This is a genomic window from Azospirillum sp. UENF 111221 (assembly GCF_058780625.1).
In genome coordinates this window covers 1,612,960-1,638,708 of record NZ_JBSNCH010000005.1, presented here as the reverse complement: position 1 = coordinate 1,638,708, position 25,749 = coordinate 1,612,960, and the positions used below count along the sequence as shown (strand labels likewise).

The 25,749-nt window shown below is 68.3% G+C and carries 24 protein-coding genes and 1 other RNA gene; 17 read left to right on the top strand and 8 right to left on the bottom strand.

From position 1 onward, the window contains the following. The first annotated feature begins 26 nt into the window (after positions 1-26). Together ACWPN3_RS22355 and ACWPN3_RS22350 are read left to right on the top strand one after the other, a co-directional pair. Positions 27-1,118 carry a ligase-associated DNA damage response exonuclease gene (locus ACWPN3_RS22355; protein ID WP_109448602.1) on the top strand — a complete coding sequence of 364 codons (1,092 nt, stop codon included), beginning with the start codon at positions 27-29 and terminating at the stop codon, positions 1,116-1,118. Next, entirely contained in the window at positions 1,115-2,704 is a 1,590-nt protein-coding gene (locus ACWPN3_RS22350; protein ID WP_492261749.1) for a cisplatin damage response ATP-dependent DNA ligase, read from the top strand. Before ACWPN3_RS22355 ends, ACWPN3_RS22350 begins: the two co-directional genes overlap by 4 nt. A 13-nt stretch (positions 2,705-2,717) precedes the next feature. Here the strand turns inward: ACWPN3_RS22350 and ACWPN3_RS22345 are convergent, their stop codons facing one another. Next, complete coding sequence (locus ACWPN3_RS22345) at positions 2,718-2,909, bottom strand: hypothetical protein (protein ID WP_109448606.1); 192 nt, start codon at positions 2,907-2,909, stop codon at positions 2,718-2,720. A 364-nt stretch (positions 2,910-3,273) separates the two neighbouring features. Here ACWPN3_RS22345 and ACWPN3_RS22340 point away from each other — a divergent pair, with 364 nt between their 5' ends. Together ACWPN3_RS22340 and ACWPN3_RS22335 are read left to right on the top strand one after the other, a co-directional pair. After that, positions 3,274-4,437, top strand: a complete 1,164-nt coding sequence (locus ACWPN3_RS22340) for a patatin-like phospholipase family protein (protein WP_492241205.1) — start codon at positions 3,274-3,276, stop codon at positions 4,435-4,437. A gap of 57 nt (positions 4,438-4,494) precedes the next feature. Beyond that, the gene (locus ACWPN3_RS22335; protein WP_492241204.1) at positions 4,495-5,274 is read left to right on the top strand and encodes a 3-hydroxybutyrate dehydrogenase; all 780 of its coding nucleotides are present in this window, start codon (positions 4,495-4,497) and stop codon (positions 5,272-5,274) included. 106 nt (positions 5,275-5,380) lie between these two features. Here ACWPN3_RS22335 and ACWPN3_RS22330 read toward each other — a convergent pair whose 3' ends face one another. Next, positions 5,381-7,900: a methyl-accepting chemotaxis protein gene (locus tag ACWPN3_RS22330; protein ID WP_492261748.1), complete on the bottom strand. Its 2,520-nt coding sequence runs from the start codon at positions 7,898-7,900 to the stop codon at positions 5,381-5,383. A gap of 273 nt (positions 7,901-8,173) precedes the next feature. On the opposite strand from ACWPN3_RS22330, the gene ACWPN3_RS22325 reads away from it, so the two are divergent. The 6 genes from ACWPN3_RS22325 to upp all read left to right on the top strand — a co-directional run bounded on the left by ACWPN3_RS22325 (position 8,174) and on the right by upp (position 13,858). Beyond that, positions 8,174-10,081, top strand: a complete 1,908-nt coding sequence (locus ACWPN3_RS22325) for an ABCB family ABC transporter ATP-binding protein/permease (RefSeq protein WP_492241201.1) — start codon at positions 8,174-8,176, stop codon at positions 10,079-10,081. Between the two features lie 24 nt (positions 10,082-10,105). Then, positions 10,106-10,681: a biliverdin-producing heme oxygenase gene (locus tag ACWPN3_RS22320; protein ID WP_492241200.1), complete on the top strand. Its 576-nt coding sequence runs from the start codon at positions 10,106-10,108 to the stop codon at positions 10,679-10,681. Positions 10,682-10,753: 72 nt separating this feature from the next. Further along, positions 10,754-11,467, top strand: coding sequence for an orotidine-5'-phosphate decarboxylase (pyrF, locus tag ACWPN3_RS22315; RefSeq protein ID WP_492241199.1), 714 nt, complete (start codon positions 10,754-10,756; stop codon positions 11,465-11,467). Beyond that, positions 11,464-12,108 carry a phosphoribosylanthranilate isomerase gene (locus ACWPN3_RS22310; protein WP_492241198.1) on the top strand — a complete coding sequence of 215 codons (645 nt, stop codon included), beginning with the start codon at positions 11,464-11,466 and terminating at the stop codon, positions 12,106-12,108. Before pyrF ends, ACWPN3_RS22310 begins: the two co-directional genes overlap by 4 nt. A gap of 95 nt (positions 12,109-12,203) precedes the next feature. Next, a complete protein-coding gene (locus ACWPN3_RS22305; RefSeq protein ID WP_109448622.1) occupies positions 12,204-13,112 on the top strand; it encodes a diguanylate cyclase in 909 nt (302 codons plus the stop codon). A 95-nt stretch (positions 13,113-13,207) separates the two neighbouring features. Further along, positions 13,208-13,858: a uracil phosphoribosyltransferase gene (upp, locus tag ACWPN3_RS22300; RefSeq protein WP_098738971.1), complete on the top strand. Its 651-nt coding sequence runs from the start codon at positions 13,208-13,210 to the stop codon at positions 13,856-13,858. 75 nt (positions 13,859-13,933) lie between these two features. Here the strand turns inward: upp and ACWPN3_RS22295 are convergent, their stop codons facing one another. Beyond that, on the bottom strand, positions 13,934-15,040 hold the full coding sequence (locus ACWPN3_RS22295; protein WP_109448624.1) for a T6SS phospholipase effector Tle1-like catalytic domain-containing protein: 1,107 nt from the start codon (positions 15,038-15,040) through the stop codon (positions 13,934-13,936). A 483-nt stretch (positions 15,041-15,523) separates the two neighbouring features. Here ACWPN3_RS22295 and hemA point away from each other — a divergent pair, with 483 nt between their 5' ends. The 5 genes from hemA (at position 15,524) to ACWPN3_RS22270 (ending at position 20,255) form a co-directional block, all read left to right on the top strand. Then, positions 15,524-16,738, top strand: coding sequence for a 5-aminolevulinate synthase (gene hemA / locus ACWPN3_RS22290; RefSeq protein WP_109448626.1), 1,215 nt, complete (start codon positions 15,524-15,526; stop codon positions 16,736-16,738). A gap of 205 nt (positions 16,739-16,943) precedes the next feature. Next, positions 16,944-17,489, top strand: a complete 546-nt coding sequence (locus ACWPN3_RS22285) for a hypothetical protein (RefSeq protein WP_109051931.1) — start codon at positions 16,944-16,946, stop codon at positions 17,487-17,489. Between the two features lie 133 nt (positions 17,490-17,622). Then, complete coding sequence (locus tag ACWPN3_RS22280; protein ID WP_109051932.1) at positions 17,623-18,399, top strand: Hpt domain-containing protein; 777 nt, start codon at positions 17,623-17,625, stop codon at positions 18,397-18,399. A gap of 118 nt (positions 18,400-18,517) precedes the next feature. Next, positions 18,518-19,402 (top strand): ABC transporter permease, encoded by an 885-nt coding sequence (locus ACWPN3_RS22275; RefSeq protein WP_109448628.1) that lies wholly within the window; start codon positions 18,518-18,520, stop codon positions 19,400-19,402. Between the two features lie 25 nt (positions 19,403-19,427). Further along, positions 19,428-20,255, top strand: coding sequence for an ABC transporter permease (locus ACWPN3_RS22270; RefSeq protein WP_109448630.1), 828 nt, complete (start codon positions 19,428-19,430; stop codon positions 20,253-20,255). Between the two features lie 3 nt (positions 20,256-20,258). On the opposite strand, the gene ACWPN3_RS22265 is transcribed toward ACWPN3_RS22270, so the two are convergent. Beyond that, a complete protein-coding gene (locus ACWPN3_RS22265) occupies positions 20,259-20,504 on the bottom strand; it encodes a hypothetical protein (protein WP_014248877.1) in 246 nt (81 codons plus the stop codon). A 192-nt stretch (positions 20,505-20,696) separates the two neighbouring features. Between ACWPN3_RS22265 and ACWPN3_RS22260 the strand changes: the two genes are divergently transcribed. Both ACWPN3_RS22260 and ACWPN3_RS22255 read left to right on the top strand, forming a co-directional pair. Further along, positions 20,697-21,164 (top strand): acyl-CoA thioesterase, encoded by a 468-nt coding sequence (locus tag ACWPN3_RS22260; RefSeq protein ID WP_492241195.1) that lies wholly within the window; start codon positions 20,697-20,699, stop codon positions 21,162-21,164. A 40-nt stretch (positions 21,165-21,204) separates the two neighbouring features. Next, the gene (locus tag ACWPN3_RS22255; RefSeq protein WP_492261747.1) at positions 21,205-22,536 is read left to right on the top strand and encodes a class I SAM-dependent RNA methyltransferase; all 1,332 of its coding nucleotides are present in this window, start codon (positions 21,205-21,207) and stop codon (positions 22,534-22,536) included. A gap of 4 nt (positions 22,537-22,540) precedes the next feature. Here ACWPN3_RS22255 and recR read toward each other — a convergent pair whose 3' ends face one another. From recR to ffs, 4 genes are all read right to left on the bottom strand, one after another. Beyond that, positions 22,541-23,134, bottom strand: a complete 594-nt coding sequence (gene recR / locus ACWPN3_RS22250) for a recombination mediator RecR (RefSeq protein ID WP_109448636.1) — start codon at positions 23,132-23,134, stop codon at positions 22,541-22,543. A 78-nt stretch (positions 23,135-23,212) separates the two neighbouring features. Continuing rightward, on the bottom strand, positions 23,213-23,536 hold the full coding sequence (locus ACWPN3_RS22245; RefSeq protein ID WP_063635355.1) for a YbaB/EbfC family nucleoid-associated protein: 324 nt from the start codon (positions 23,534-23,536) through the stop codon (positions 23,213-23,215). A 3-nt stretch (positions 23,537-23,539) separates the two neighbouring features. Next, on the bottom strand, positions 23,540-25,414 hold the full coding sequence (locus tag ACWPN3_RS22240) for a DNA polymerase III subunit gamma/tau (RefSeq protein WP_492241193.1): 1,875 nt from the start codon (positions 25,412-25,414) through the stop codon (positions 23,540-23,542). 104 nt (positions 25,415-25,518) lie between these two features. Next, positions 25,519-25,616, bottom strand: an RNA gene (gene ffs / locus ACWPN3_RS22235) — signal recognition particle sRNA small type. Positions 25,617-25,749 lie beyond the last annotated feature (133 nt).

Below are 25,749 nucleotides of genomic sequence, written 5' to 3'. Positions count from 1 at the left end.
GCTATGAGCGCCCTATATTAGGACGCATGTCCGCTGCACACCAATCCAATCAGGGGGGCGCCAATCCAAGCCGTCCCCATCCCGACACCTGGATCAAGGTCCTGCCCGAGGGACTCTTCGTCGAGCCGGGGGGCTTCTACATCGACCCGGTGCGCCCGGTGGAGCGCGCGGTCGTCACCCACGGCCATTCCGACCATGCAAGGCCGGGCAACCGCTCCGTGCTGGCGACGTCGGGCACGCTCGCCATCATGCGCCAGCGGATGGGCGAGGGGGTGGGCGGCAGCCTGCAGGCGCTGGACTATGGCGAGACCCTGCGCATCGGCGACGTGACGGTGCGGATGGTGCCGGCCGGCCATGTGCTGGGCAGCGCCCAGGTGGTGATGGAGCATGCCGGATCGCGCGTGGTGGTGTCGGGCGACTACAAGCGCCGGCTCGACCGCACCTGTGCGCCGTTCGAGCCGGTGCCCTGCGACGTCTTCGTGACCGAGGCGACCTTCGGCCTGCCGGTGTTCCGCCATCCGCCCGACCTGGGCGAGGTATGTAAGCTGCTGCATTCGATGGCGCTGTTCCCGGAGCGCAGCCATGTCGTCGGCGTCTATGCGCTCGGCAAATGCCAGCGGCTGATCACGCTGCTGCGGGCGGCGGGTTACGACCGGCCGATCTGGCTGCATGGCGCGCTGGAGCCGCTCTGCCGGCTCTACAGCAGCCTGGGGGTGGAGTTGGGCGAGCTGCGCCCCGCCACGGTGGCGGCGAAGGAGGAGTTGAAGGGCGCCCTGGTGCTGGCTCCGCCGGCGGCGGTGGCCGACCGCTGGGCCCGGCGGCTGGCCGACCCGGTGGTGGCGGTGGCGTCGGGCTGGATGCGGGTGCGCCAGCGCGCCCGCCAGCGCGGGGTGGAACTGCCGCTGGTCATCTCCGACCATGCCGACTGGGACGAGCTGTGCCAGACGCTGGAGGATGTCGGCGCGCCGGAGGTCTGGGTGACCCATGGCCGGGAGGAGGCGCTGGTCCATTACGCCACCGGCCGCGGCATCCGCGCCCGCGCGCTGGCGCTGATCGGCTTCGAGGACGAGGACTCGGAAGGGATGCCGGAGAAGGCTGGCGAAGGAGAGGCGTCGTGAACCGCTTTGCCGCGCTGATCGACGCGCTGGTCTTCATGCCGTCGCGCAACGGCAAGATCCGCCTGCTGGTCGAGCATTTCGCCACCGTGCCGGATCCCGAGCGCGGCTGGGCGCTGGCGGCGCTGACCGGGGCGCTCAGCTTCCGCGAGGCCAAGCCGGCGGCGATCCGCGAACTGGCCGCCACGCGTGTCGATCCGGAGCTGCTGGCGCTGTCCTACGACTATGTCGGCGATCTGGCGGAGACGGTGGCGCTGATCTGGCCGGAACGTCCTGAGCGGGCCAACAGCCTGCCGCCCAGCCTGGACGAGGTGGTGGAGGCGCTGCGCGCCGCCAAGCGCGGGCAGGTGATCGGGCTGGTGGAGGGCTGGCTCGACACGCTCGACTCGTCGGGGCGCTTCGCGCTCTTGAAGCTGATCACCGGGGCTCTGCGCATCGGCGTCTCCGCCCGGCTCGCCAAGACGGCGCTGGCGGAGTGGGGCAAGGCGGCCCGGCCGGAGGTGAGCGTCGACGACGTCGAGGAAGTCTGGCACGGGCTGACCGCCCCCTATGCGGAGCTGTTCGCCTGGCTGGAGGGGCGGGCGGAGCAGCCGGCGACCGGGGCCGGGGCCGGCTTCCGCCCGATGATGCTGTCCCACCCGCTGGAGGAGGAGGACCGCGCCGGGCTCGATCCCGCCGCCTATGCCGCGGAATGGAAATGGGACGGCATCCGCGTGCAGATGGTGGCGCGCGGCGGAGAGCGGCGGCTCTACAGCCGCACCGGCGACGACGTGTCCGGCGCCTTCCCCGACATCGTCGATCACATGAGCTTCGACGCGGTGCTGGATGGCGAGCTGCTGGTGGCGCGCGACGGGGTGGTGGCGCCCTTCAACGATCTGCAGCAGCGGCTCAACCGCAAGACGGTGACGGCGCAGATGCTGCGCGACGGGCCGGCCTGGGTGCGGCTCTATGACATCCTGTTCGACGGCGACGAGGATCTGCGCGGCCTGTCCTTCGTCGAGCGGCGCGCCCGGCTGGAGCGCTGGTACGAGACGGTGCGGCCGCGGCGGATGGATTTGTCGCCGCTGGTGCCGTTCGACCGGTGGGACGAGCTGGTGGAACTGCGCGAGGGCGCGCGGGAGAACGGCATCGAAGGGCTGATGCTGAAGCGGCGCGACAGCGCCTATCTCGCTGGGCGGCCGAAGGGACCGTGGTTCAAGTGGAAGCGCGGCGCGCTGACGCTCGACACCGTGATGATGTACGCCCAGCGCGGCCACGGGAAGCGGTCGAGCTATTATTCGGACTACACGTTCGGTGTCTGGCGCGGCGAGGAGCTGGTGCCGGTCGGCAAGGCCTATTCCGGCTTCACCGACGCCGAGCTGGTCGAGCTGGACCGCTGGGTGCGCAACCACACCACCCGCCGCTACGGCCCGGTGCGCGAGGTGGAGGCCGGGCTGGTGCTGGAGGTCGCCTTCGACAGCGTGCACCCGTCGAACCGGCACAAGAGCGGGCTCGCCATGCGCTTCCCCCGCATCTACCGCATCCGCTGGGACAAGCCGGCGCACGAGGCCGACCGGCTGGAGACGCTGGCGGCGATGGTGGCGGGGTAGGGCGGGAGACGCCCTACCGCAGCGGGGCGGTCACCACGTCGACGGAGGTTTCCGCCACGGTGCCGACCACGTCGACAGCGGTGCCGGCGATGCTGGCGGCACCGCTCGCCACCCCGGCGACGGCGCCGCAGCCGGTCAGCGAACCGCCGAGCAGCAGCAGGGCGGCGAGCGGAAGAAGGCGGCGCGGGGCGGGGCGGCGGGACATGGCGTCCTCCAAAAAAACCGGAAACGGATACGGATACAGGTCCGGTGGCGATTGCAGCACGCAATTCCGACCGAAAGGTTAATCCCGGCATTTGCCGCAAGAGCGGTGAATTCCGCCTCCGCCTGATGCAGTGCCCTTTCCAGGTCGGTGCTGAGTATTACAAGTAATTCATCGCGGTGTAATACCTTGATGTAGGTTCTCGCAAGGGTGCGGACGGGTTACAGGAGATGGGCATGGCTGTCATGAAGAATTCTCCGTCATCCATGGATGTTTCCGCATAGCCGTATTCAACTCCGGCCCCATATCTGGCTTGCCGACCGAGGAAAGATGTCTGCAATCGATTGACTGGTTGGGAAAGACACAGATGCGCGACGGTTCCTTTGCCGATCTCATCGCCCCCTATGACCGGGTGGCGCTCGTCCTTCAGGGTGGCGGCGCGCTCGGCGCCTATCAGGCGGGCGTCGTCGAGGGGCTGTTCGAGCACGACATCCATCCGACCTGGGTGGCCGGCGTGTCGATCGGCGCCATCAACGCGGCGCTGATCGCCGGCAACCCGCCGGAGCGGCGCTGCGCCGCGCTGTCGGAGTTCTGGAGCCGCATCGCCCCGCCCTCGCCCTGGGAAGGGGCGGAGACGCTGTGGCGGCGGCTCGATCCCGACGGGCCGTCGATCTCGGTCCTCAACCAGTGGAGCGCGTGGCGGACGGCGCTGTCCGGCCAGCCCGGCTTCTTCCGGCCGCGGCCGGCGGTGGAATGGGCGGCGGCCGGTCCCTTCGCCGGGCCGACCAGTTTCTACGACACCGCCCCGCTGAAGAAGACGCTGGAGGATCTGATCGACTTCGACCGGATCAACCGCGGCGACATCCGGCTGTCGCTGGGGGCGGTCGACGTGCTGACCGGCAACTCGATCTATTTCGACACCGAGACCCACCGGATCGGGCCGGAACATGTGATGGCGAGCGGCGCCCTGCCGCCCGGCTTCGCCCCCGTCGAGATCGACGGCGGCTTCTATTGGGACGGCGGGCTGGTCTCCAACACGCCGCTCGACCATGTGCTGGAGGACCGGCCGCGCCGCGACACGCTGGTCTTCCAGGTCGATCTGTGGAGCGCCATCGGGCAGGTGCCGCGCGGCATGTCGGAGGTGCTGGAGCGGCAGAAGGACATCACCTATTCCAGCCGCACCCGCTTCAACACCGACAAGGTCACCTACGAGCAGACCCTGCGCAACCAGCTGGTCACGTTGCTCGACCGGCTGCCGGAGGATCTGCGGGACACGCCGGAGGCGAAAGCGCTGCGGGGCGCCGCCTGCGAGGCGGCGGTCAACATCATCCACCTGATCTACCGCCGCAAAAGCTACGAGCGCGACAGCAAGGACTACGAGTTCTCCAACGCCGGCATGCGGGAGCATTGGGAAAGCGGCCGTGCCGACACCCTCGCCACGCTTGCCCACCCGGACTGGCTGGCGATGCCGCCGCGGCTGGGCGGACCCGTCACGCACGACCTGCTGCGCGACGACGGAAAGCCGGACTGACCGGACATCACCGAAGAGACACCCTCACCGACATCTCGATCGAGAAGGAGCGGACCCATGCGCTTGCAGGACAAAGTCGCCGTCATCACCGGGGCGGCGAGCGGAATCGGGCTTGAGATCGCCCGGACCTTCGCCCGCGAGGGCGCCAAGATCGTCATCGCCGACCTGAACCAGGCCGGTGCCGATGCCGCCGCGGCCAGCCTGGACCCCACGGGCAAGCGGGCTCTTGGCGTCGCCATGGACGTGACCGACGAGGCCCAGGTCGATGCCGGCATGGCCCGCGCCGCCAACGCCTTCGGCCGCATCGACATCCTGGTCAGCAATGCCGGCATCCAGACGGTGGCGCCGGTCGAGCAGTTCGAGTTCGCCAAGTGGAAGCAGCTCCTGTCCATCCATCTGGACGGCGCCTTCCTGACCACGCGCGCCGCCCTGCGGACGATGTACAAGCAGGGCAGCGGCAGCATCATCTATATGGGGTCGGTCCACTCCAAGGAGGCGTCGGCGCTGAAGGCGCCCTACGTCACCGCCAAGCATGGGCTGATCGGCCTTGCCAAGGTGGTCGCCAAGGAAGGGGCGGCACATGGCGTGCGCGCCAACGTGATCTGCCCCGGCTTCGTCCGCACCCCGCTGGTCGAGAAGCAAATCCCCGAGCAGGCCAAGGAGCTCGGCATCTCCGAAGAGGACGTGGTGAAGAAGGTGATGCTGAAGGAGACCGTCGACGGCGAGTTCACCACCGTCGAGGACGTCGCCCAGGCCGCCCTGTTCTTCGCGTCCTTCGAGTCCAACGCGCTGACCGGCCAGTCGCTGGTCGTCAGCCATGGCTGGTTCATGCAGTAAGCCGTCCGACGGCAGCCGGAATGGAAAAAGGCGTCGGGTCATCGGCCCGACGCCTTTTCCGTTTCAAGATGCACCGATCTGGTCAGAGGCGGTTTGTCCCCCCCTCTCAGAACTCCTTCCAGTCGTCGTCGTCGCTGGTGCTGTGCTTCAGGACCGGGACCGCGGCGGCGGTGGTGCGGGTGGGTAAGTCGGCGCGGGCGGACGGCTTGGCCGTCGCATGGGCCGTGCCGTTGCCGCGGGCGGCGGGCTTCGCCGCCGGCTTGGCGGTGGCGCGGGTGGGAGCCGGAGCGCGGCGGGTGGTGGTGACCGCGGGTGCGGCCTGGACCGCCGCCATCGCGCGCGGCGCCTGGGCATAACCGAAGCCAGCCGCACCGAAGCCGGCCGCCTGATCGAACTTGAAGAAGCCGACCAGCGACTTCAGGTCGGTGGCCTGTCCGCTCATCGCCTGGGCGGCGGCGGTGGTTTCCTCCACCAGGGCGGCGTTCTTCTGGGTCATCTCGTCCATGTTGGCGACGGTCGAGTTGATCTCGTCGAGCGCCGTCGCCTGTTCGGCCGAGGCCGAGGCCATCTCGGCGATCAGCGTCGCCACCTGCTGCACCCCGGACACGATGCCCTGCAGCGCGTCGCCGGCCTTGCTGACCAGATCGACGCCATCCTTGACCTGGGCGTCGCTGTCCAGGATCAGGCCCTTGATCTCCTTCGAGGCCTGGGCGGAGCGCTGGGCGAGCTGCCGCACCTCCTGCGCCACCACGGCGAAGCCGCGCCCGGCGTCGCCGGCCCGCGCCGCCTCCACCGCCGCGTTCAGCGCCAGCAGGTTGGTCTGGAAGGCGATCTCATCGATCACGCCGATGATGTCGGTGATCTTGCGGCTGGATTCCTCGATCTTGCGCATCGCCTCGATGGCGGAGCCGGCGACGCCGCCGCCCGACTCGGCGGACCCGCGGGCCTGGGCCGCCATCACGTTGGCGCGCTGGGCGTTCTCGGCGTTGGAGCGCACGGTCGCCCCCAGCTCCTCCATGCTGGCCGCGGTCTCTTCCAGCGAGGAGGCCTGCTGTTCGGTGCGGTCGGCGAGGTCGGAGGATCCCAGCGACACTTCCGCGGCGGCGGCGGCGATGGTCTCGGCGGCCTGGGTGATCTGGCCGACGATCTCCGTCAGACGGGTGGAGGTGGTGTTGACGTCGGTCTTCACCCGCTCGAAGGCGCCCTGGTAGTCGCGGGTGACTCGGCGGTTCAGGTCGCCCTGGGCCAGCGCCGACAGCACCTCGCCCAGGTCGGCGATCACCGCCTCCACCGTGTCGGTCAGGCGGTTGATGCCTTCCGACATGGTCCTGTAGAAGCCGTCCTTGCCGGCCAGATCGATGCGGCGCTCCAGGTCGCCCTTCGACACGGCGTCGATCAGGGTGGCGATCTCCTCGCCGATGGCCTGCTCGCGGGCGCGCTGGGCCTCGGCGGCGCGGCGTTCGGCCTCCAGCCTCTCGCGCTCCGCCTCGTCCATCCGCTTCTTCTCGATGGCGTTCTCCTTGAACACCAGCACGGCCTTGGCCATGCTGCCGATCTCGTCGCGGTTGGCGAGCGCCGGAACGTCCACCGTGAGGTTGCCGGCGGCCAGTTCGGTCATCGTGCCGGTCATCTGCACCACCGGGCGGACGATGGAGCGCGCGGTGACCAGCGCCACCAGGATGCCGATCAAGAGGGCGCCGACCGCCATGCCGATCAGCAGGCTGCGGGTCTTCTCCATGTCGTTCTGCGAGGCGGACAGCACGGCTCCGCGCGCCTCCGCCTGGGAGGCGATGGTCTTCTCCACCAGGGTGGCGAATTCCTCCGCCTCGCCGGTCATGGTGCGGAAGGCCAGGGTCTGGGCATCGTTGACCGCGGCGACCACCCGGTTGAAGCTGTCCAGATAGCGGGTGGAGAGCTGGATCGTCTCCTCGACGTCGCGCTTCTGCACCGGGTCGGCGATGCGGGCCGACAGCGGGCCGGCCGCCTTGAGGAAGGAGTCCATCCGGCCGCGCGTCTCGTCCGCCGACTTCGCCGTCTGGTCCGTCAGGAAGCGCTGGGCGCTGAGGCGGGCGAGGACCAGCATCTCCTGCACCTGACCGGCGCGCGCCGCAGTCTCGAAATCGCCGGCGGCGATGCCGGCGGCGATCGTCCGGCTCAACCCTTCCCGCGCCTTCAGGCCGGCCGGCACCAGCTCGTCCGCCACCAGCCGGTCACGCTGCTCGCGCAGCTTGACCAGCTGGGCAAAGTTGGCGGTGTAGCTGTCGAACTGCCGGATCATCGCCTCCAGATTGGCGCGGCGGCCGGGATCCTGCGTGGCGTCGCGGATGGAGCGCAGCATGTCGCCGAGCTTCTTCTGCTGCGTCTGGATCGGAGCGATCAGGGCGTTGTTGCCGGAGAAGGAGTAGTTGACCGCGTTGCGGCGCATGTCCGACACCGAGCCGTCCACGTCGGACAGCCGCAGCGAACCGTCGGAGATCGTCGCGTAACGGGTGAAGCCTTCCTCCACCGTCGACAGGGACCGGACGCCCAGCGCTGCCACCAGGACGAGGAGGGCGAGGATCAGAAGGAAACCCACCTGGATGCGGGTGCCCACCTTGAAACGGCCGGCGAAGCTGGCGTTCTGCATGGTCAAATGCCTTGGTCTGCGGATCGGGTCGAACGCGATACGCCCGGCAGGGTAGAGGAAAGTGGTTTCCAGTCCGTTGCCATGGCGCAAGGAAATGCACGGAAAGCGCCCCTGGGGCGCGGCAAAATCGTGTCAAAGCCGTGACCCGGGGCTTTGACGATGCGGCCGCGGTCCCTAGGTTACGTCGCCTGCACAGCATTCGGGCGACGGTCCTTCGGGGGCCGGTCTTCCCTGGGCCGGCAGACATCACCGTAAAGGCTACTGAAAAATCCGATGCGCCGCAGCCTCCCGCCGACCTCCGACACCAGCGCCTTCACCCGCCCGTCCGGCGACCTGCGGGCCGCGATCCGCTCGCTCGGCCCCTACATCTGGCCCCGCGATTCCGTGGAAACGCGGGTGCGGGTGGTGCTGGCGATGCTTCTGCTGATCGGCGCCAAGGTCGCCAACGTCTATGTGCCGATCTTCTACAAGCATGCGGTGGACGCGCTGACGCCCGCCAGCGCCGGCGGCAGTGCCGGATTGGGAGGGGGCCCGGGTGCGGTGGTCGCCATCCCGCTGGGACTGATCGTCGCATACGGCCTTGCCCGCGTGACCTCGCTGGTCTTCGCCGAACTGCGCGACGCCGTCTTCGCCACGGTGGCTCAGCGGACCATCCGCCGGGTGGCGCTGTCGGTGTTCCGGCACCTGCACGCGCTGTCGCTGCGCTTCCATCTGGAACGCCAGACCGGCGGCCTGACCCGCTCGCTGGAGCGCGGAACCCGCGCCATCGAGTCGCTGCTGCGCTACACCCTGTTCTCCATCGTGCCGACGCTGGTGGAGATCGCACTGGTCTGCGCCATTCTGTGGAAGCTGTTCAGCGTCTGGTTCGCGCTGGCGACCTTCGTCACGGTGATGGGCTACATCCTCTACACCTTCTTCGTGTCGGAATGGCGCATCAAGTTCCGCCGCCTGATGAACGACACCGACAGCAAGGCCAACACCAAGGCCATCGACAGCCTGCTGAACTACGAGACGGTCAAGTATTTCGGCAACGAGGAGCATGAGGCCCGCCGCTACGACGGCGCATTGCAGAGCTACGAGAAGGCAGCGGTGCGCAGCCAGCAGAGCCTGTCGCTGCTGAATGTCGGGCAGTCGGCGATCATCTCGCTGGGGCTGGCGGCGGTGATGGGCATGGCCGCCAAGGGCATCGTCGACGGCAGCATGTCGCTGGGCGACTTCGTTCTGGTGAACACCTATCTGTTGCAGCTCTACCAGCCGCTGAACTTCTTCGGCGTCGTCTATCGAGAGATCAAGCAGTCGCTGATCGACATCGAATCGATGGTGACGCTGCTGGCGGTCGACCGCGAGGTGGCCGACGGCCCCGATGCGAAGCCGCTGGCGGTCGACGGGGCGGAGCTGCGCTTCGAGGGGGTGGAGTTCGGCTATGACCCGCGCCGGCCGATCCTGAAGGATGTCAGCTTCACCGTGCCGGCCGGCAGGACGGTCGCCATCGTCGGCCCGTCGGGGGCCGGCAAGTCCACCATCAGCCGGCTGCTGTTCCGCTTCTACGACGTCAATGGCGGCCGGGTGCTGATCGATGGGCAGGACATCCGCGGGGTGACCCAGTCCTCGCTGCGGGCGTCCATCGGCATCGTCCCGCAGGACACCGTGCTGTTCAACGACACCGTCTTCTACAACATCGCCTATGGCCGCCCCGGCGCCAGCCCGGCGGAGGTGGAGCGGGCGGCGCGGCTGGCCCACATCCACGACTTCATCATGGCGCTGCCCGACGGCTACCAGACCACGGTGGGAGAGCGCGGGCTGAAGCTGTCGGGCGGCGAGAAGCAGCGCGTCGCCATCGCCCGCACCATCCTGAAGGACCCGGCGATCCTGCTGTTCGACGAGGCGACCAGCGCGCTCGACACCCACACCGAGCGGGAAATCCAGGCCAACCTGCGCGAGGTCAGCCGCGGCCGCACCACGCTGGTGATCGCCCACCGGCTGTCCACCGTGATCGACGCCGACGAGATCCTGGTGCTGGAGGCCGGCCGGGTGATCGAACGCGGCCACCACACCGACCTGCTGGCCGCCCGCGGCGCCTATGCCGCCCTGTGGGCGCGGCAGCAGGAAGCCAGCCAGGCATCGGTCGGGACATCCACCGGTGGCCCGGCGCCGCTGCCCGGCGTGCTGGCGCCGACCTGAGCCGGAAACGGGGAGAACGGGATCATGGGACCGGCAAGGCAGGCGCTGCGCGCCGCGACGCGGGAGAGCCACGACCGTCTGGACAAGGCCGAGGTGCTGCAGCCTCTGGTCCGGCCGGACATCACGCCGCCGCAATATGTCCGCGCGCTGGCCGTTCTCCACGGCTTCAACGCGCCGGTGGAGCGGGGGCTGGGGGAGGACGGGGGAGACGGCGCGGCGCGGCTGGCGCTGCTGCGCGAGGATCTGCGGGTGCTGGGCGCCGACCCGGACGCGCTGCCGGAGATGGCGGGGCTGCCGCCGCTGGACAGCGCGCCGGCCCGGCTGGCGGCGCGCTACGTGCTGGACGGCTCGGCCCATGGCGGTCGGGCGATGCTGCCGGGAATCACCCGGGCGCTGGGCCATGACGCCCGGCGCGGCGCGCGCTTCCTGGCATCGGACGGGTTGGACATGGCGGGGGCCTGGAAGGCGCTGATGGTCCGGCTGGAGGAAGAGCTTGCCGACCCCGCGGCGCTGGCCGTCGCCTGCGCCACCGCCGCCGGCCTGTTCGCGGCGCTGGAGAGGTGGACGGCCGAGCAATGGATGGGGGAGCGGAGGGCTTGAAACTGGCGCGCCGGGCCATCCCTTGATAGGGTGCCGCACCATCCTCATCCGGGTTCTGGAGACCGCTTTCCCATGACCGCGCCAGCCTCGCGCATCTATTGCTCCGTCGACACCACCGAGATCGAGTCCGCCCGCCGCATCGCCGGGCAGGTGGCCGGGGCCGTCGGCGGCATCAAGCTGGGGCTGGAGTTCTTCATCGCCCAGGGGCCGGCTGGCGTCCGTGCCGTGGTGGGCGAGGATGGGCCGCCGCTGTTCCTCGACCTGAAGCTGCACGACATCCCCAACACGGTGGCCGGCGGCGTGCGCGCGGCGCTGCCGCTGAAGCCGGCCTTCATGACCATCCACAGCGCCGGCGGCCCGGCGATGATGCGGGCGGCGGCGGAGACGGCGGCGACCGCCGGGGCGGACCGGCCGAAGATCCTGGCCGTCACCGTGCTGACCAGCCTCGACGAGGGCGATCTGGGCGCGGTCGGCCAGTCGGTGCCGGTGGCCGACCAGGTGGTGCGGCTGGCGAAGCTGGCCAAGGCGTCGGGGGTGGACGGCGTCGTCTGCTCGCCGGCCGAGGTGGCGCTGGTGCGCGCCGCCTGCGGTCCCGACTTCATCCTGATGGTGCCCGGCATCCGCCCGGCCTGGGCCGCCACCAACGACCAGAAGCGCATCATGACCCCGGCCGAGGCGCTGGCGGCCGGCGCCGACCATCTGGTGATCGGTCGTCCGATCACCGCCGATGCCGACCCGGCCGCCGCCGCCCGTCGCATCGTCGCCGAAATTGAGGGGGCCGCATGACCGTCGCCGCCAAGATCTGCGGGCTGAGCGAGCCCGAAAGCCTGCGCGCCGCCGTCGCCGGCGGCGCGCGCTATGTCGGCTTCGTCTTCTATCCGCGCAGCCCGCGCGCCATCGCCCCGGCGATGGCGGCGGAGCTGGCGCGGCTGCTGCCGACCGGCGTGCGCTCCGTCGGGCTGTTCGTCGATCCCGACGACGAGTTCCTGGAGCATGTCACCGGGCAGGTCCCGCTCGACCTGATCCAGTTGCACGGCGCCGAGACGCCGCGCCGAATCGCCGAGATAAAGGCCCGCTACGCCCTGCCGGTGATGAAGGCGATCAAGATCGGCGGGCCGGAAGATTTGACCCTGGCGCTGGAGGCGGCGGAGGTCGCCGACCGGCTGCTGTTCGACGCCAAGCCGCCGGCCAAGGTGTCGGCGCTGCCCGGCGGCAACGGCATCGCCTTCGACTGGACGATCCTGGCCGGGCGCCGCTGGCCGCGGCCCTGGATGCTGTCGGGCGGGCTGACGGTGGACAATGTCGCGGAGGCGGTGCGGGTCACCGGCGCCACCGAGGTCGATGTCTCGTCCGGCGTGGAAGACCGCCCCGGCCACAAGGATCCGGCGCTTGTCCGCTCCTTCCTTTCGGCGGTCGCGGCACTTTGAGGATGGTCCGCCGGAATAGTGCCCTGTTTTAGACGAATGCTTCGGCTTATCTTGATCGCATGGCGGGACCCTTCGCCGTCGGCTAGGATGCGCCCATGAGCGATTCCACCACCCTGTCCACAACCGAGGCGCTTGGCGCCGTGCTCGATGAGCATCTGCGCTGGATCGGCCAGTGGCAGCGCGCCGTTTTCTACCGCGACGGCCGCGGCGGGGAACGGTCGTCTGCCCCGGCTTCCTTCCAGGCCTGGTGCCAAGCCGCCAGCCGCGACGACCTGTTGCAGCAGCCGGCGGTGCAGAAGCTGGCGAACCTGCACGAGCAGATGCACCGTCAGGCCCGGCTGATCCTGCTGAAGGCGTCGAGCGGCGAACTGCCGACCGAATCCGAGTATGAGGGGGTGATCGGCCGCTTCGAGGAGTTCATGCTGCATCTGCGGCGGATGGAGCGCGCCTTCGCCGCCGCCGCCTCCGGCCTGGATCCGCTGACCGGCCTGCGCACCCGCCGCGGCATGGGCGAGGCGCTGGAGCGCGAGCACAACCGCTATCGCCGCACCGGCCAGCCCTTCTGCGTCGCGCTGGCCGACATCGACAAGTTCAAGGGCATCAACGACAGCTACGGCCACGACATCGGCGACCGGGTGCTGGCCGCCACCGCCGCCGTCATCAGCCGCGGCGTCCGCAGCTTCGACGAGGCCTTCCGCATGGGCGGCGAGGAGTTCCTGGTCTGCCTGAAGGAAACCGGGCTGGACGAGGGCTATGCGGTGATCGAGCGGCTGCGCGTCGACCTGATGCGCTCGCCGGTGGTGCTGCCCGACGGCCGGGTGATCCCGGTCACCGCCTCCTTCGGGCTGGTGGAGGCGGTGGCCGACCTGACCGTCGACGATCTGGTGGTCTGCGCCGACCGCGCGCTCTACCAGGCCAAGAATTCCGGCCGCAACCGCGTGATCCGCTACGGCATCGACCGTCCGGAACCGAAGGTGGCGGCGGCGAAGGCGGTGCGGGGCTAGGGACAAACCGCAGCTGCCGGTCAGCCCCCTTGGCCCCGGCCCCCCAGGCGCGCTAGGATCGGGGCAACCTCACCGTCAGCCGCGATCCGGATTCCATGCGCACCCTGCCCGAATTTCCCAACCTGTTCGTCCTCGACCATCCGCTGATCCAGCACAAGCTGACCCATATGCGGAACAAGGAGCGGTCGACCGGCGGGTTCCGCACCCTTCTGCGCGAGATCTCGCTGCTGATGGGCTATGAGCTGACGCGCGACATTCCGCTGACCACCGAGCGGATCGAGACGCCGCTGCAGCCGATGGATGCCCCGGTGATCCTGGGCAAGAAGCTGGCGGTAGTGCCGGTGCTGCGCGCCGGGCTCGGCATGTCGGCCGGCCTGCTGGAGCTGGTGCCGTCGGCGCGCGAGGGGCATATCGGCCTCTACCGCGACCATGACACCAAGCAGCCGCACGAATATCTGGTGAAGCTGCCGCCGGCCGACGGACGGCTGTTCATCGTCGTCGATCCGATGCTGGCGACCGGCAACTCCGCGGCCCATGCCTGCGACGTGCTGAACCGCCACGGCGTGGACGACCACAACATCCGCTTCATGGCGCTGGTCGCAGCACCCGAGGGCGTGCGCCGCTTCCACGAGGCACACCCGGACGTGAAGGTCTTCACCGCGGCGCTGGACAGCCATCTGGACGAGAACGCCTACATCGTTCCCGGCCTGGGCGATGCCGGCGACCGCATGTTCGGCACCAAGTAAGGACCGGTTCAGGTCATCGTGAAGCGGGGCGGGTGCCGGAGGACGGCCCCGCCCCGTTTTTCGTTGGGCCCCCGGTCAGCCGGCCGGGGCCGGTTCCTCTTCCCGCACCGTGCCGAACTGCGCCAGCGCCTTGCGGTAGCCGATGTTGGGCGGTGCGTAGCCCGCATCGCTGGCGGCACGGTGCGGCACCGACTCGTGCAGGTTCTCCTGGCTGAAGGGCAGGACGCAGACCGGGCGGTAATGGCGCGGCTGCACCAGTTCGCCGACCCCGTCCAGGAAACGGGCATAGGAATCGACGATGACGCCCAAGGCGTTGTCGGGCGACACCTCCGGCACCCAGATGGGGTCGATGGCGAGGCCGCAGACCTCGGCGTGCTCCATCATCCATTTCAGCGTGATGTCCGACAGCCTGTCGTCGTCATAGCCGCCGCCGACGTTGGAATGGCAGCCGGCGAACCAGCGCTGCTCCATCCGCTGCGCCGGCTTCGCTTTCGGATCCCAGAGGTTGGCGGCGAAGGTCTTGCGATGCTCGTCGATCGCCAGCGCCTGGAAGGCATTGCGGACAAGGCTGCTGAGTTCTGTGTCGTGGAAGCCGTACAGGTCCTGATCCAACTGCTTGCAGATGCCGAGCGGCACGCCGAGCGCGCCCACCGTGTCCCAGACGCCGAGGAAATGGATCGGGATCAGCGTCGAACCGTTGGTGTCGCGGAACCGCTTTGCCTCCCCCACGTCCGGACCGTCGTCCCGCTTACGGTAGAGCGCGTAGGCGTCGTCCGTCTCGCCCAGCCTGTCGGCCGGCAGCAGCCCGGCATTGCGGATCAGCCCGACGAGGCTGCGGGCGGTGTAGGCGCCGCGCGAGAAGCCCAGGATGAAGACATGGTCGCCATCCCTGTAGTTCGAGGCGAGGAAGCGGTAGCCGTCCTTGATCTTCTTGTCGATCCCAAGGCCGAAGGCGCCGCCGAAGATTTTGTCGAACCAGTCGTGGAGAAAGCCTCCCTTTTCATCGGTGCCGACGCCGGAATCGTAATAGGAAACCTGTGCGGTGCCGTCCGGGGCGGTGCCGAGGACCGACTTGGAGAATTTCCAGACGTTGGTCGATGCCTCGTTGTCCTTGTCGGGCTGGCTGCCGCTGCCCGGCTTGTTCCAGGTGCCGTCGAAACACAGGACGATCCGCTTGCCCATCTTCCTCTCCCCGTCAAACGAGTGCGCGCAGGAGATGATGGAAACGATATTTTTTCAACTTCAATAGATTTATAAAAATCGGCGGCAACCCTGCAACGGACGATTCCGCCCGCTGCAACTTCGACCGGTCGCCGGAACAGGTCGCCGGAACAGGTCGATGGATCGGGGCAGATATGCGCACGTATTCCCGGACCCCCGCTATGGTCATCCGGCACATTCGGCCCATATTGCCGCCGATGAAATCAAGTCATCGCCGTGCCGATGGCCTGTCCGCGGGACGCCGACATGCGGCATCCGCAGGACAGGGGAGCCTGCCACTTGTGCGAAGGTCTCATGCGGCGGCGGCTTGATTTCGATCAATGCCGGGTGGCATGCCGGGAAGGATCATGCGATCCTCTTCGACGCGCCGGACGAATGGCCTAGCCCCTAGGTCTGGAATCCGGTGCAGCCGACCGTGTGAATGAACGCGAACGGAAACGCGCGATGGATTACGAAACTTTCTTCCGCAACCAGATTGCGACCCTGAAGCAGGACGGCCGCTACCGCGTGTTCGCCAATCTGGAGCGCCACGCGGGCAATTTCCCGACGGCGACCTTCCGCGATTCCCACGGGCGCGAACGTCCGGTCACGGTCTGGTGCTCCAACGACTATCTCGGCATGGGCCAGCATCCGAACGTGCTGAAGGCGATGCACGACGCGCTGGACCAGGTCGGCGCCGGTGCCGGCGGCACGCGCAACATCTCCGGCAACAACGTCTACCATGTGCTGCTGGAACGCGAACTGGCCGACCTGCACCACAAGGAAGCGGCGCTGCTCTTCACCTCGGGCTATGTGTCGAACGACGCGACGCTGACCACGCTGGGCAAGATCCTGCCCAACTGCGTGATCCTGTCGGACGCGCTGAACCACAACTCGATGATCACCGGCATCCGCAACTCGGGCGCCGAAAAGCACATCTTCCGCCACAACGACCCCAAGCATCTGGACGAGCTGCTGTCGGGCATCGCCCCCGGCCGTCCCAAGGTGGTGGCGTTCGAAAGCGTCTATTCGATGGACGGCGACATCGCCCCCATCCATGACCTGTGCGACGTGGCCGACAAGCACGGCGCCATGACCTATCTGGACGAGGTGCACGCTGTCGGCATGTACGGCGCCCGCGGCGCCGGCGTGGCCGAGCGCGACGGAGCCATGGACCGGCTGACCATCGTCGAGGGCACGCTGGGCAAGGCCTTCGGCGTCCAGGGCGGCTACATCACCGGCTCCACCGCGCTGATCGACTGCGTCCGCAGCTTCGCCGCCGGCTTCATCTTCTCCACCTCGCTGTCGCCGGTGATGGCGGCGGGGGCGCTGGCCTCCATCCGTCACCTGAAGCACAGCCAGACCGAACGGACGCAGCACCAGGAACGCGCCGCCACGCTGAAGCGGATGTTCGCCGACGCCGGCCTGCCGGTGATGCCGTCGATGAGCCACATCGTGCCGCTGATGGTCGGCGACGCCCACCGCTGCAAGCGCGCCTCGGACGAACTGCTCGACCGGCACAACATCTACGTCCAGCCGATCAACTACCCCACCGTTCCGCGCGGGACGGAGCGGCTGCGCTTCACCCCGACCCCCCTGCACACCGATGCGCAGATGGGCATGCTGGTCGACGCGCTGCTGGATGTGTGGAGCCGGCTCGACCTGCGCCTCGCCGCCTGAGCGGGGCTCCTGGAAACAGGTCCGGAAAGACCCTTTTGGCGATAAGGACGTTTTGCCCCCTGGACAGACAGCGTGCGCATCCCTACTTTGTGGGGTAGTGTTGCGACCGGTTCGCAGCTTCATTGCTGTGGACCGGCCGTCGCCCTTGCCGTCCTTTCCGTTTTTCCGGGGCTTCGCATCCAGCGGCTCGCCTAGGGGGTTCGCCATGTACCGTGACAACTCGCTGATGCCGAAGGAGGCCGTGCGCCTCGTCGTCCTGGGCACGCTGATCCAGGGTGGGCCGCTGCGCTACGCCGATCTGGCCGGCTCCGTCCGTCATTTCCTAGACCGCATGATGGGTCCGTCGCTGGACCTGATGGGCACCTCGCTGGAGATGCTGCGGTACGAAGGGCTGATCGAGGCGCTGGACGGCAGCGGCATGGAAGACAATGCCCTGCTGGGTCCGACCGAAGCCGGCCGGGCGGAGTTCGACACGCTGATGCGCGCCAATGTCCGCGCGCCGTCGGCCGACGGGCTGAACAAGCTGGTCATCGCGCTGAAGCTGCGCTTCCTGCATCTGCTGGACGTCGAGTCGCAGCGCGACCAGATCGACAATCTCGTGGTGCTTAGCGAGACCGAGCTGGCGCGGCTGGGCGACCTGAAACGGGCGGATGTCGGCAGCGACGGCCATTTCGCCTCGTGGCTGGATCGGGACATCGCCCAGACGGAAGAGCGTCTGGCCTGGTTCCAGAAGCTGCTCGCCCGGCTCTGATCACCCTTTAAAACCAGTGGTTTTGTTGCGCGCGGCGCGCCCTTTCGAATAGGGGCGCGCCGCGTCTGTTTCGGCGCAAGGATTTGGTGTACCTTCGGGTTACCCCTTTCCCTCCCCAGCCGGAATCCGCTCCATGGCCTCGCACATGTCGACCGACGACCTCGAAGACCGCTTGCGCATGGAGTTCGTGGACGACGCGCGCGATCGGCTGGAGCTGATGAACGCGACGCTGGCGGACCGCGTGAAGGGCCAGCGCAGCGATGTCGAGACCATCGGCGTCCTGCGGCTGGAGGCCCACAATTTCAAGGGCATGGGCACCAGCTTCGGCTATCCCACCGTCAGCCTCGTCGCCCACCGGCTGGAGGATTACCTCAGCGGCCTGAAGCGGCTGGACGAGAAGCAGCTGGTCGACGCCCAGATCTTCATCGACCGCATTTCCGAACTGGTCGACCGCGCCGAACAGCCGCTGCTGGCCGAGACCAACCGGATCATCCGCGCCCTGCCGGTGCGCTATGAGTTCCAGGTCACCGACGTCGACGTGCGCAACGTCGAGATCATGCTGGTCACCCCGTCCAAGGTCGTCGCCAAGAAGCTGGGGACGGAGCTGGCCGCCTGCGGCTTCCGCACCATGACGGTGACCGACCCCATCGAATCGATCAGCCTTGCCGTGCGCGTGCCGCCGGACATGGTCATCGCCTCGATGGTGATGGACGGCCTGTCCGGCCTGGACCTGATCCGCGGCCTGCGGGCGATGAGCGTGACCCAGCATGTGCCGATGGCGCTGCTGACCTCGCTGAACCTCGACCACCCGTCGCTGAAGGAAATCCCCTACGGCGTCTCCGTCATCCGCGTCGGCGAGCATTTCGGCGACGACTTCGCCGCTGTGGTGGCCAAGCACAATCTGGGCTGATCGGGCAGACCGTCATCTGACCCTCATCTGAACGTCATCGTCATATAGCGGCGCTTGCGCCGGCGGGAATCCCCATGTTAGGCGTCAAACCGGTCCCACAGGCTGGAGCAGCGCCCGAATGACGGAGGTTCTTCGCCGGTACGGCCCGGTTCTGACCGGGGTGATCCTGCTGGCCGTGGCGGTCTGGCTGGCTCTGCTGGTGCTGCTGCCGCAACTGATGATGATCGGCTTCTCCTTCCGGCCGTCGCTGCCGCCCTCCAAGATCGGCGGGCCGGAGGATGTGTTCACGGTCAGGAACTACCTGACCCTGTGGACCAACCAGATCCATCTGTCGATCTTCCTGAAGACGATCTGGGCCAGCGCGCTGGTCACCGCGACCACGCTGGCCGTCTGCTATCCGGTCGCCTACTATCTGGCGCAGGTGGCGCCGAAGCGGCGGCTGCCGCTGCTGATCCTGATGCTGGTCGTGCCCTTCTGGATCAACGAGCTGCTGCGCACCTTCTCCTGGTACATCATCCTGGCCTTCAACGGGCCGCTGAACGCGATCCTGCTGGGGCTGGGCATCATCGACGAGCCGCAGCGATTCCTGGGCGGCGACGCCGGGGTGATCGTCGGCATGGTCTATGTCTACATCCTGTTCATGGTCTTCCCGCTGTACAACGCCATCGAATCGCTGGACCGCAACCAGATCGAGGCGGCGCGGGATCTCGGCGCCGGCTGGCTGCGCATCCACCGCCGCATCGTGCTGCCGCACGCCAAGCCGGGCATCGCCGTCGGCTGCATCATGACCTTCATGCTGGCTGCCGGCAGCTATGCGGTGCCGGCCCTGCTGGGCGGGCCGAACAGCCGCTGGTTCACCGAGATCATCTACAACTGGTTCTTTGAAGGCGGGAACTGGAACCAAGGGGCGGCCTACGCCTTCATCCTGCTGGTGCTGTGCATCGGCTTCATCCTCGGCGCGATGCGGCTGTTCCGCGTCGGGCTGGCGGATATTGCGAAATGAGCCACCGCGAAGTGAGCCCGAAGCCATGACCGCTGCCCGCCTCCGCCGCCTGCTGACCGGCGCCTATCTGGTCCTGTTCTTCGGCTATCTGTTCCTGCCGCTGGGCATCATGGCGGCGGCGACCTTCAACAGCAGCCGTTTTCCCACCGTGACGCCCTGGATGGGCTTCACGCTCGGCTGGTTCCAGGCGCTGTGGGAGGATCAGCGCATGTGGGCGGCGCTGGGCACCAGCCTGATCGTCGGGGCGGGGGTGATCGCGCTGGCCGTGCCGCTGGGGCTGGCGGCGGCCCTGCTGCTCGACCGGCTGCACAGCCGGGCCAAGACCTTCCTCTACGCGCTGATGGTGTCGCCGCTGCTGACGCCGGGGGTGATCGTCGGCATCTCGACGCTGGTGTTCTGGCGGGAGTGGTTCGGGGTCAGCGGCGGGCTGTTCCTGACCGTGGTGGCGCAATCCAGCTTCATCGCCGCCTATGCCATGCTGCTGTTTTCGGCAAGGCTGGAGCGGTTCGACCCGGCGCTGGAGGAGGCCGCACTCGACCTCGGCGCCACCCATGGGCAGGTGTTCCGGCGCATCACGCTGCCGTACCTGACGCCGGCGATCCTGTCGGCGGCCCTGCTGGCCTTCCTGCAGAGTTTCGAGAACTACAACACCACGCTGTTCGTGCGCGGGCTGGACACCACACTGACCGTCTACATCGCGACCAAGGTGCGCACCGGCCTGACGCCGGCGGTCAACGCGCTGTCGCTGGTGCTGATCGCCCTGACCATCCTGGGCGCCGTCGCCTACGAGATCCTGCGCCGGCGCGAGGCGCGCCGGCAGGCAGGGTCCGCAGTGGCGTTGACGACGGCCTAGGCTTCAGTCCTCTTCCGCCTCGTCGGCGTCCGCCTCGATCTGGGCGGCGAGATCGCGCAGCATGTCGATGACGTCTTCGTGGCTGGTCTCGTCCACGGCGGCGTTCACGGCAGCCTCGATCATGGCGACGGCGATGTAGGGGCCGAGCGGGCCACCTTCCTTGATCGCCTCATCCAAGTGCTTTTCGGCGATCGACAGCGCCTTTTCGAACAGCGCCTCGGCCGTCTGGTTGGTGGTGTCCTTGCTCATCGTCCGGTCCGTTGCGGAGGGTTGGTCCGACTCCAATAACACGGCCAATCGGGGATTGGCGCGGGAATTCGCGGGCGACCCTGGAAATATGGCTGCGAACCGGGGCCGCAGGGCGCGAAGCCGGGCTTGCGCCGTTCCGGACCATACGCCACAGTCCGGAGATGCATTGACCTATACGGCAAGGAAGACGGCATGACCGGCACGCCCGACCTGAGCAAACCCGACCTGAGCAAACCCGACCTGAGCAAACCCGACCTGACGAGCCCCGATCTCTACCGCTTCTGGTGGGAAGAGCGCGTGCGCTTCAACGACCTGGATGCCGTCGGGCACGTCAACAACAACGCCCTCGGCGTCTATTTCGAACAGGCGCGCGTCGCCTTGATTCATCAGGTCGGCGGCTTCACCGATGAGGTTCCCTGGACCGTCGTCCTGGCGCGCAGCCTGATCGAATACAAGGCGGAGCTGCTCTATCCCAACACGGTGCGTATCGGCGCACGGATGCTGCGGCTGGGCACCAGCTCGATCACGCTGGGCTGCGCCATCTTCCTGGGCGACCGCTGCATCGCGACCCAGGAAGCGGTGGCGGTGATCGTCGACAAGGCTGCCCATCGCCCGACGCCGATTCCGGAACCGTTGCGCGCCAAGCTGCTGGAGGCGTAAAGGGAGGTCGCTCCAGACCCGCATCCAACGGACCCCCGACATGACGCGTCCCGCCAAGCGCCCCTTTGCCAAGGGGCGCCAGCCGACCCGCAAGACCGCCCCGCCGCCCCGTGACGTGCAGGAGATGGAGGTGTCCATCGCCGATGTCGGTGCGCGCGGTGACGGGATCGCCTTTGCCGAGGGGCTGCGCCTGTTCGTGCCCTACACGGTGACGGGTGACCGCGTGCGTGTCCGTGCCGCCGACGGCGATGGGAAGGGGGAGGGCGTACGGGCCGAACCGCTTGAGGTGCTCGAGCCCGGCCCCGGCCGCCAAACTCCGCCCTGCCGCCATTTCGGCCGCTGCGGCGGCTGTACGCTCCAGCAGATGGACGATCCGACCTACGCCGCCTGGACCGTCGGGATGGTGCGCGGGGCGCTGGAGCGGGTCGGGCTCGGCGATGTGCCGATGGAGCCGCTGGCGCGGACGCCCGCCGGTGCCCGCCGCCGCGCCCGATTCGCGGCGCTGAAGCGCGGCAAGCGGGTCTGGTTCGGCTTCAACGAGCGGCAGAGCCACCGGCTGGTCGATCTGGAGGAATGCCCGGTCCTGTCGCCCCGCCTGTTCGCGCTGGTGGAGCCTTTGCGGACCCTGCTGGCCGACCTGCTGCCGGACGGCGGCGATGCCGACGTGGTGCTGACCGATCTGGAGGGCGGGGTCGATCTGCTGCTGGTCGGGCCGCGCAGCCTGGACCGCGCGGCGCGCGAGGTGCTGGTCGGATTCGAGTTGGAGCGCATCGCCCGTATCGCCTGGCAGCCGACCGATCGCGCGGCAGCGGAGCCGGTGGCGAACCGCCGGCCGGCCTTCATCCGTTTCGCAGGCGTTCCGATCCAGCCGCCGCCCGGTGCCTTCCTCCAGGCGAGTGCGGAGGGCGAAGCCGCCCTGGTGGCGGCGGTGCGTGAGGGGGTGGGGCAGGCAGGCCGCATCGCCGACCTGTTCGCCGGCGTCGGCACCTTCTCCATTCCGCTTGCGCAACAGGCGGCGGTTCATGCGGTGGAGGGCGACGAGGCGGCGGTGGCGGCACTCGGCCGTTCGGTGCAGGGGCTGCGGCTGACGGCGGAGCGGCGCGACCTGTTCGAGAACCCTCTGAGCGCCAAGGATCTCAATCGTTACGATGCCGTGGTGTTCGACCCGCCGCGCGCCGGTGCCGCGGCCCAGGCGGCGGCGCTCGCCGGCAGCAAAGTGCCGCGGGTGGTGGGCGTGTCCTGCAATCCCGCCAGCTTCGCCCGCGACGCGCGGGTCTTGGTGGATGGCGGCTATCGTCTGGTGAAGATCTGGCCGGTCGACCAGTTCCTGTGGTCGGCCCATGTGGAACTGGTCGGGCTGTTCGAGCGGTAAAAGACTACAGCGGCCGCCGTGCCTTCAGCGCGGCGGTCAGGGTGCCGTCGTCGAGATAGTCCAGCTCGCCGCCGACCGGGACGCCGTGGGCGAGACGGGAGATCGACACGTCGGACTCGGTCAGGCGGTCGGTCACCACATGGGCGGTGGTCTGGCCGTCGACGGTGGCGTTCAGCGCCAGGATGATCTCGCGCACCGCCGGATCCTTGGCACGCTCGGCGAGGCCGGCGATGTTAAGGTCGTCGGGGCCGACGCCCTGGAGTGCCGACAGCAGGCCGCCCAGCACATGATAGGTGCCGCGGAAGGCGCGGGTGCGTTCCAGCGCCCACAGGTCGCCGGCATCCTCCACCACGCAGATGACCGAGCGGTCGCGGGTGGGATCGGAGCAGACGGTGCAAGGGTCGCGGCTGTCGAGGTTGCCGCAGACGGAGCAGGCGCGGATCGATTCGCCGGCCGCCGCCATCGCTTCCGACAGCGGGATCAGCAGGCTGTCCCGCCGCTTCATCAGATGCAGCGCCGCCCGCCGCGCCGACCGGGGGCCTAGTCCCGGCAGCTTGGACAGCAGCTGGATCAGGCGTTCGATTTCAGGTCCGATCATCGATGTGCAAATCCGCCTCTCCCCTCCGGGGAGAGGGGACTTTCACAAAAGACTGTCAGGCACAAAAGACTGTCAGAATCAGAACGGCAGCTTGATGCCCGGCGGCAGCTTCAGGCCGCCCATCATCTTCGAGGTTTCCTCGGCGACGTGCTGCTCGACCTTCTTCTTGGCGTCGTTGAAGGCGGCGACGATCAGGTCCTCCAGAACCTCGACGTCCTCGGGATCGACGACGGACTTGTCGAGCTTGACCTTCTTCATCTCGCTCTTGCCGTTGACGGTCACGACGACCATGCCGGCGGCGCTCTGGCCGGTCACTTCGACCTGCTCCAGGCTCGCCTGCATTTCCTGCATCTTGGCCTGCATCTGCTGGGCCTGCTTCATCATGTTGCCGATATTCTTCATCGGTCAGTACTCTCCTTCGTCGTCGAGGGGGTAATAGACCCCGTCGTCCTGCTGCTGAATCATGAAATCGGGTGTCTCGCCGTCATCCGCAACCGCTGCACTCTCCGCCGCGGCAACTTCGGCAAGATCGCGGATGTCGATGATCTTCGCTCCGCTGAAGGTGTCGAGCACGGCGCGCACCACCGGGTTGGCTTCCGCCTCCGCCCAGGCACGGTGCTTTTCGGCCTTGTCCTGTTCGGCCAGCGTCGGCTGGGCCGGACCTTCGGAGAGCGCGACGATCCAGCGCTGGCCGGTCCATTCGGTCAGGAGTTGCCCGACCTTGGCCGGCAGGGTCGGCGGGGCGGCCGGGCGGAGTTTCAGCTCCAGCGTGCCCGGCTCCATGCGGACCAGCTGAACCGTTTCCATCAGATAGCCGTAGAGCGCGCCTTCGCGCCGGTCGGAGAACAGCTGCACCAGCGCACGGAAGTCGTGCGGCATCGGCGACAGTTCCTCGCCATCCGGGATGGCGGCCGGGGCGGCCATGGGGGCGGGTGCCGCCTGCGCCACCGGGGCGCTCTGCGGCTGAGCGGAGCCCATCGAACGGGCAACGGCGTGAGTGGACTGGCTGGCGACCGCGACCGGTCCGCCACCGCCGCCGGGACCGCGGCCCATCGGCGCGCCGGCCCCGCCACCATTCGCCTGCTGGGCCTGGAACTGGCGGATCAGCTCGCCCGGGGTCGGCAGGTCGGCGGCGTAGGACAGGCGGACGATCACCATCTCCAGCGCCTGTTGCGGCACCGGGGCGGCCTGCACCTCGTTCAGCCCCTTCAGCAGAAGCTGCCAGGCGCGGGTCAGCGCCGGCATGCCGAGCTTGGAAGACAGGCTGGCGCCGCGTGTGCGCTCGGCCTCGGGCAGTGAGGGATCATTGGCGCTGTCGGGCACCACCTTCAGGCGGGTCAAATTGTGGACGAGGTCGAGCAGATCCTGGAGGATCACCACCGGATCGGCGCCGACCCGGTGCAGGTCGGACAGGATGTCCATCGCCTCTGCCGGCTTGGCGGAGACGGCGGCCTCGAACAGGTCGATGACGCGGGTGCGGTCGGCCAGACCCAGCATGTCGCGCACCTGCTGCGCGGTGACGGTGCCGGCGGCCAGCGCGATGGCCTGATCGAGCAGCGACAGCCCGTCGCGCACCGACCCGTCGGCGGCGCGCGCGATCAGCGAGGCGGCGTCGCCTTCGATATTGGCGCCTTCCATGGCGGTGACGCGGGTGAAATGCTCTTTCAGCACCTGGGCGTCGACGCGGCGCAGGTCGAAACGCTGGCAGCGCGACAGCACCGTCACCGGCACCTTGCGGATCTCGGTGGTGGCGAAGACGAACTTCACATGGCTCGGCGGTTCCTCCAGCGTCTTCAGGAGCGCGTTGAACGCGCTCTTGGACAGCATGTGGACCTCGTCGATGATGTAGAGCTTGTAGCGGGCCGAGACAGGCGAGTAGCGCACGCCGTCGATGATCTCGCGGATGTCGTCGACGCCGGTGTGGCTGGCGGCGTCCATCTCCATCACGTCGACGTGGCGGTCCTCGGCGATGGCGCGGCAATTGTCGCAGACGCCGCAGGGGCTGACCGTCGGCCCGCCGGTGCCGTCCGGTCCGGTGCAGTTCAGTGCGCGGGCGATGATGCGGGCGGTGGTGGTCTTGCCGACGCCGCGCACGCCGGTCAGCATGAAGGCCTGGGCGATGCGGCCGGACTGGATGGCATTGGTCAAGGTGCGGACCAGCGCGTCCTGGCCGATCAGCTCGTCGAAGGTCTTCGGCCGGTATTTGCGCGCCAGCACCCGGTAAGCCTGCCCGGTGGCAGGAGCGGAAGCGGCGGTGATTTCGGCGGTTGTATCGGTCACGCGGCTGGCCTGTCGAAACGACGGGAGGGGAGTTTCGGGCCGCAGGATAGCGTCCCGGCACCGCGCTGTCGCCGTCTGTTTCGTGCTGGCAATTTTTGCTGAGGGTGGGAGACTGGACGAACGACCCGAGCCGTAACTCGTTGCGGCTGCTTCCTTCCGGACCTGACCGGGTTGGCGAGGGACTCGTCCGACGCCAGTCTCCCGCCGCTTTTATGACCATTCGTGTGGGCGGATGCAAGGGGAAACGGTTGGTGCGCACGGGTCGTTGCGCAGTCCGCAGCGGACTATTGACGATTATTTTTCAGGACATAAATTATGGTTCATTCCATAATTGG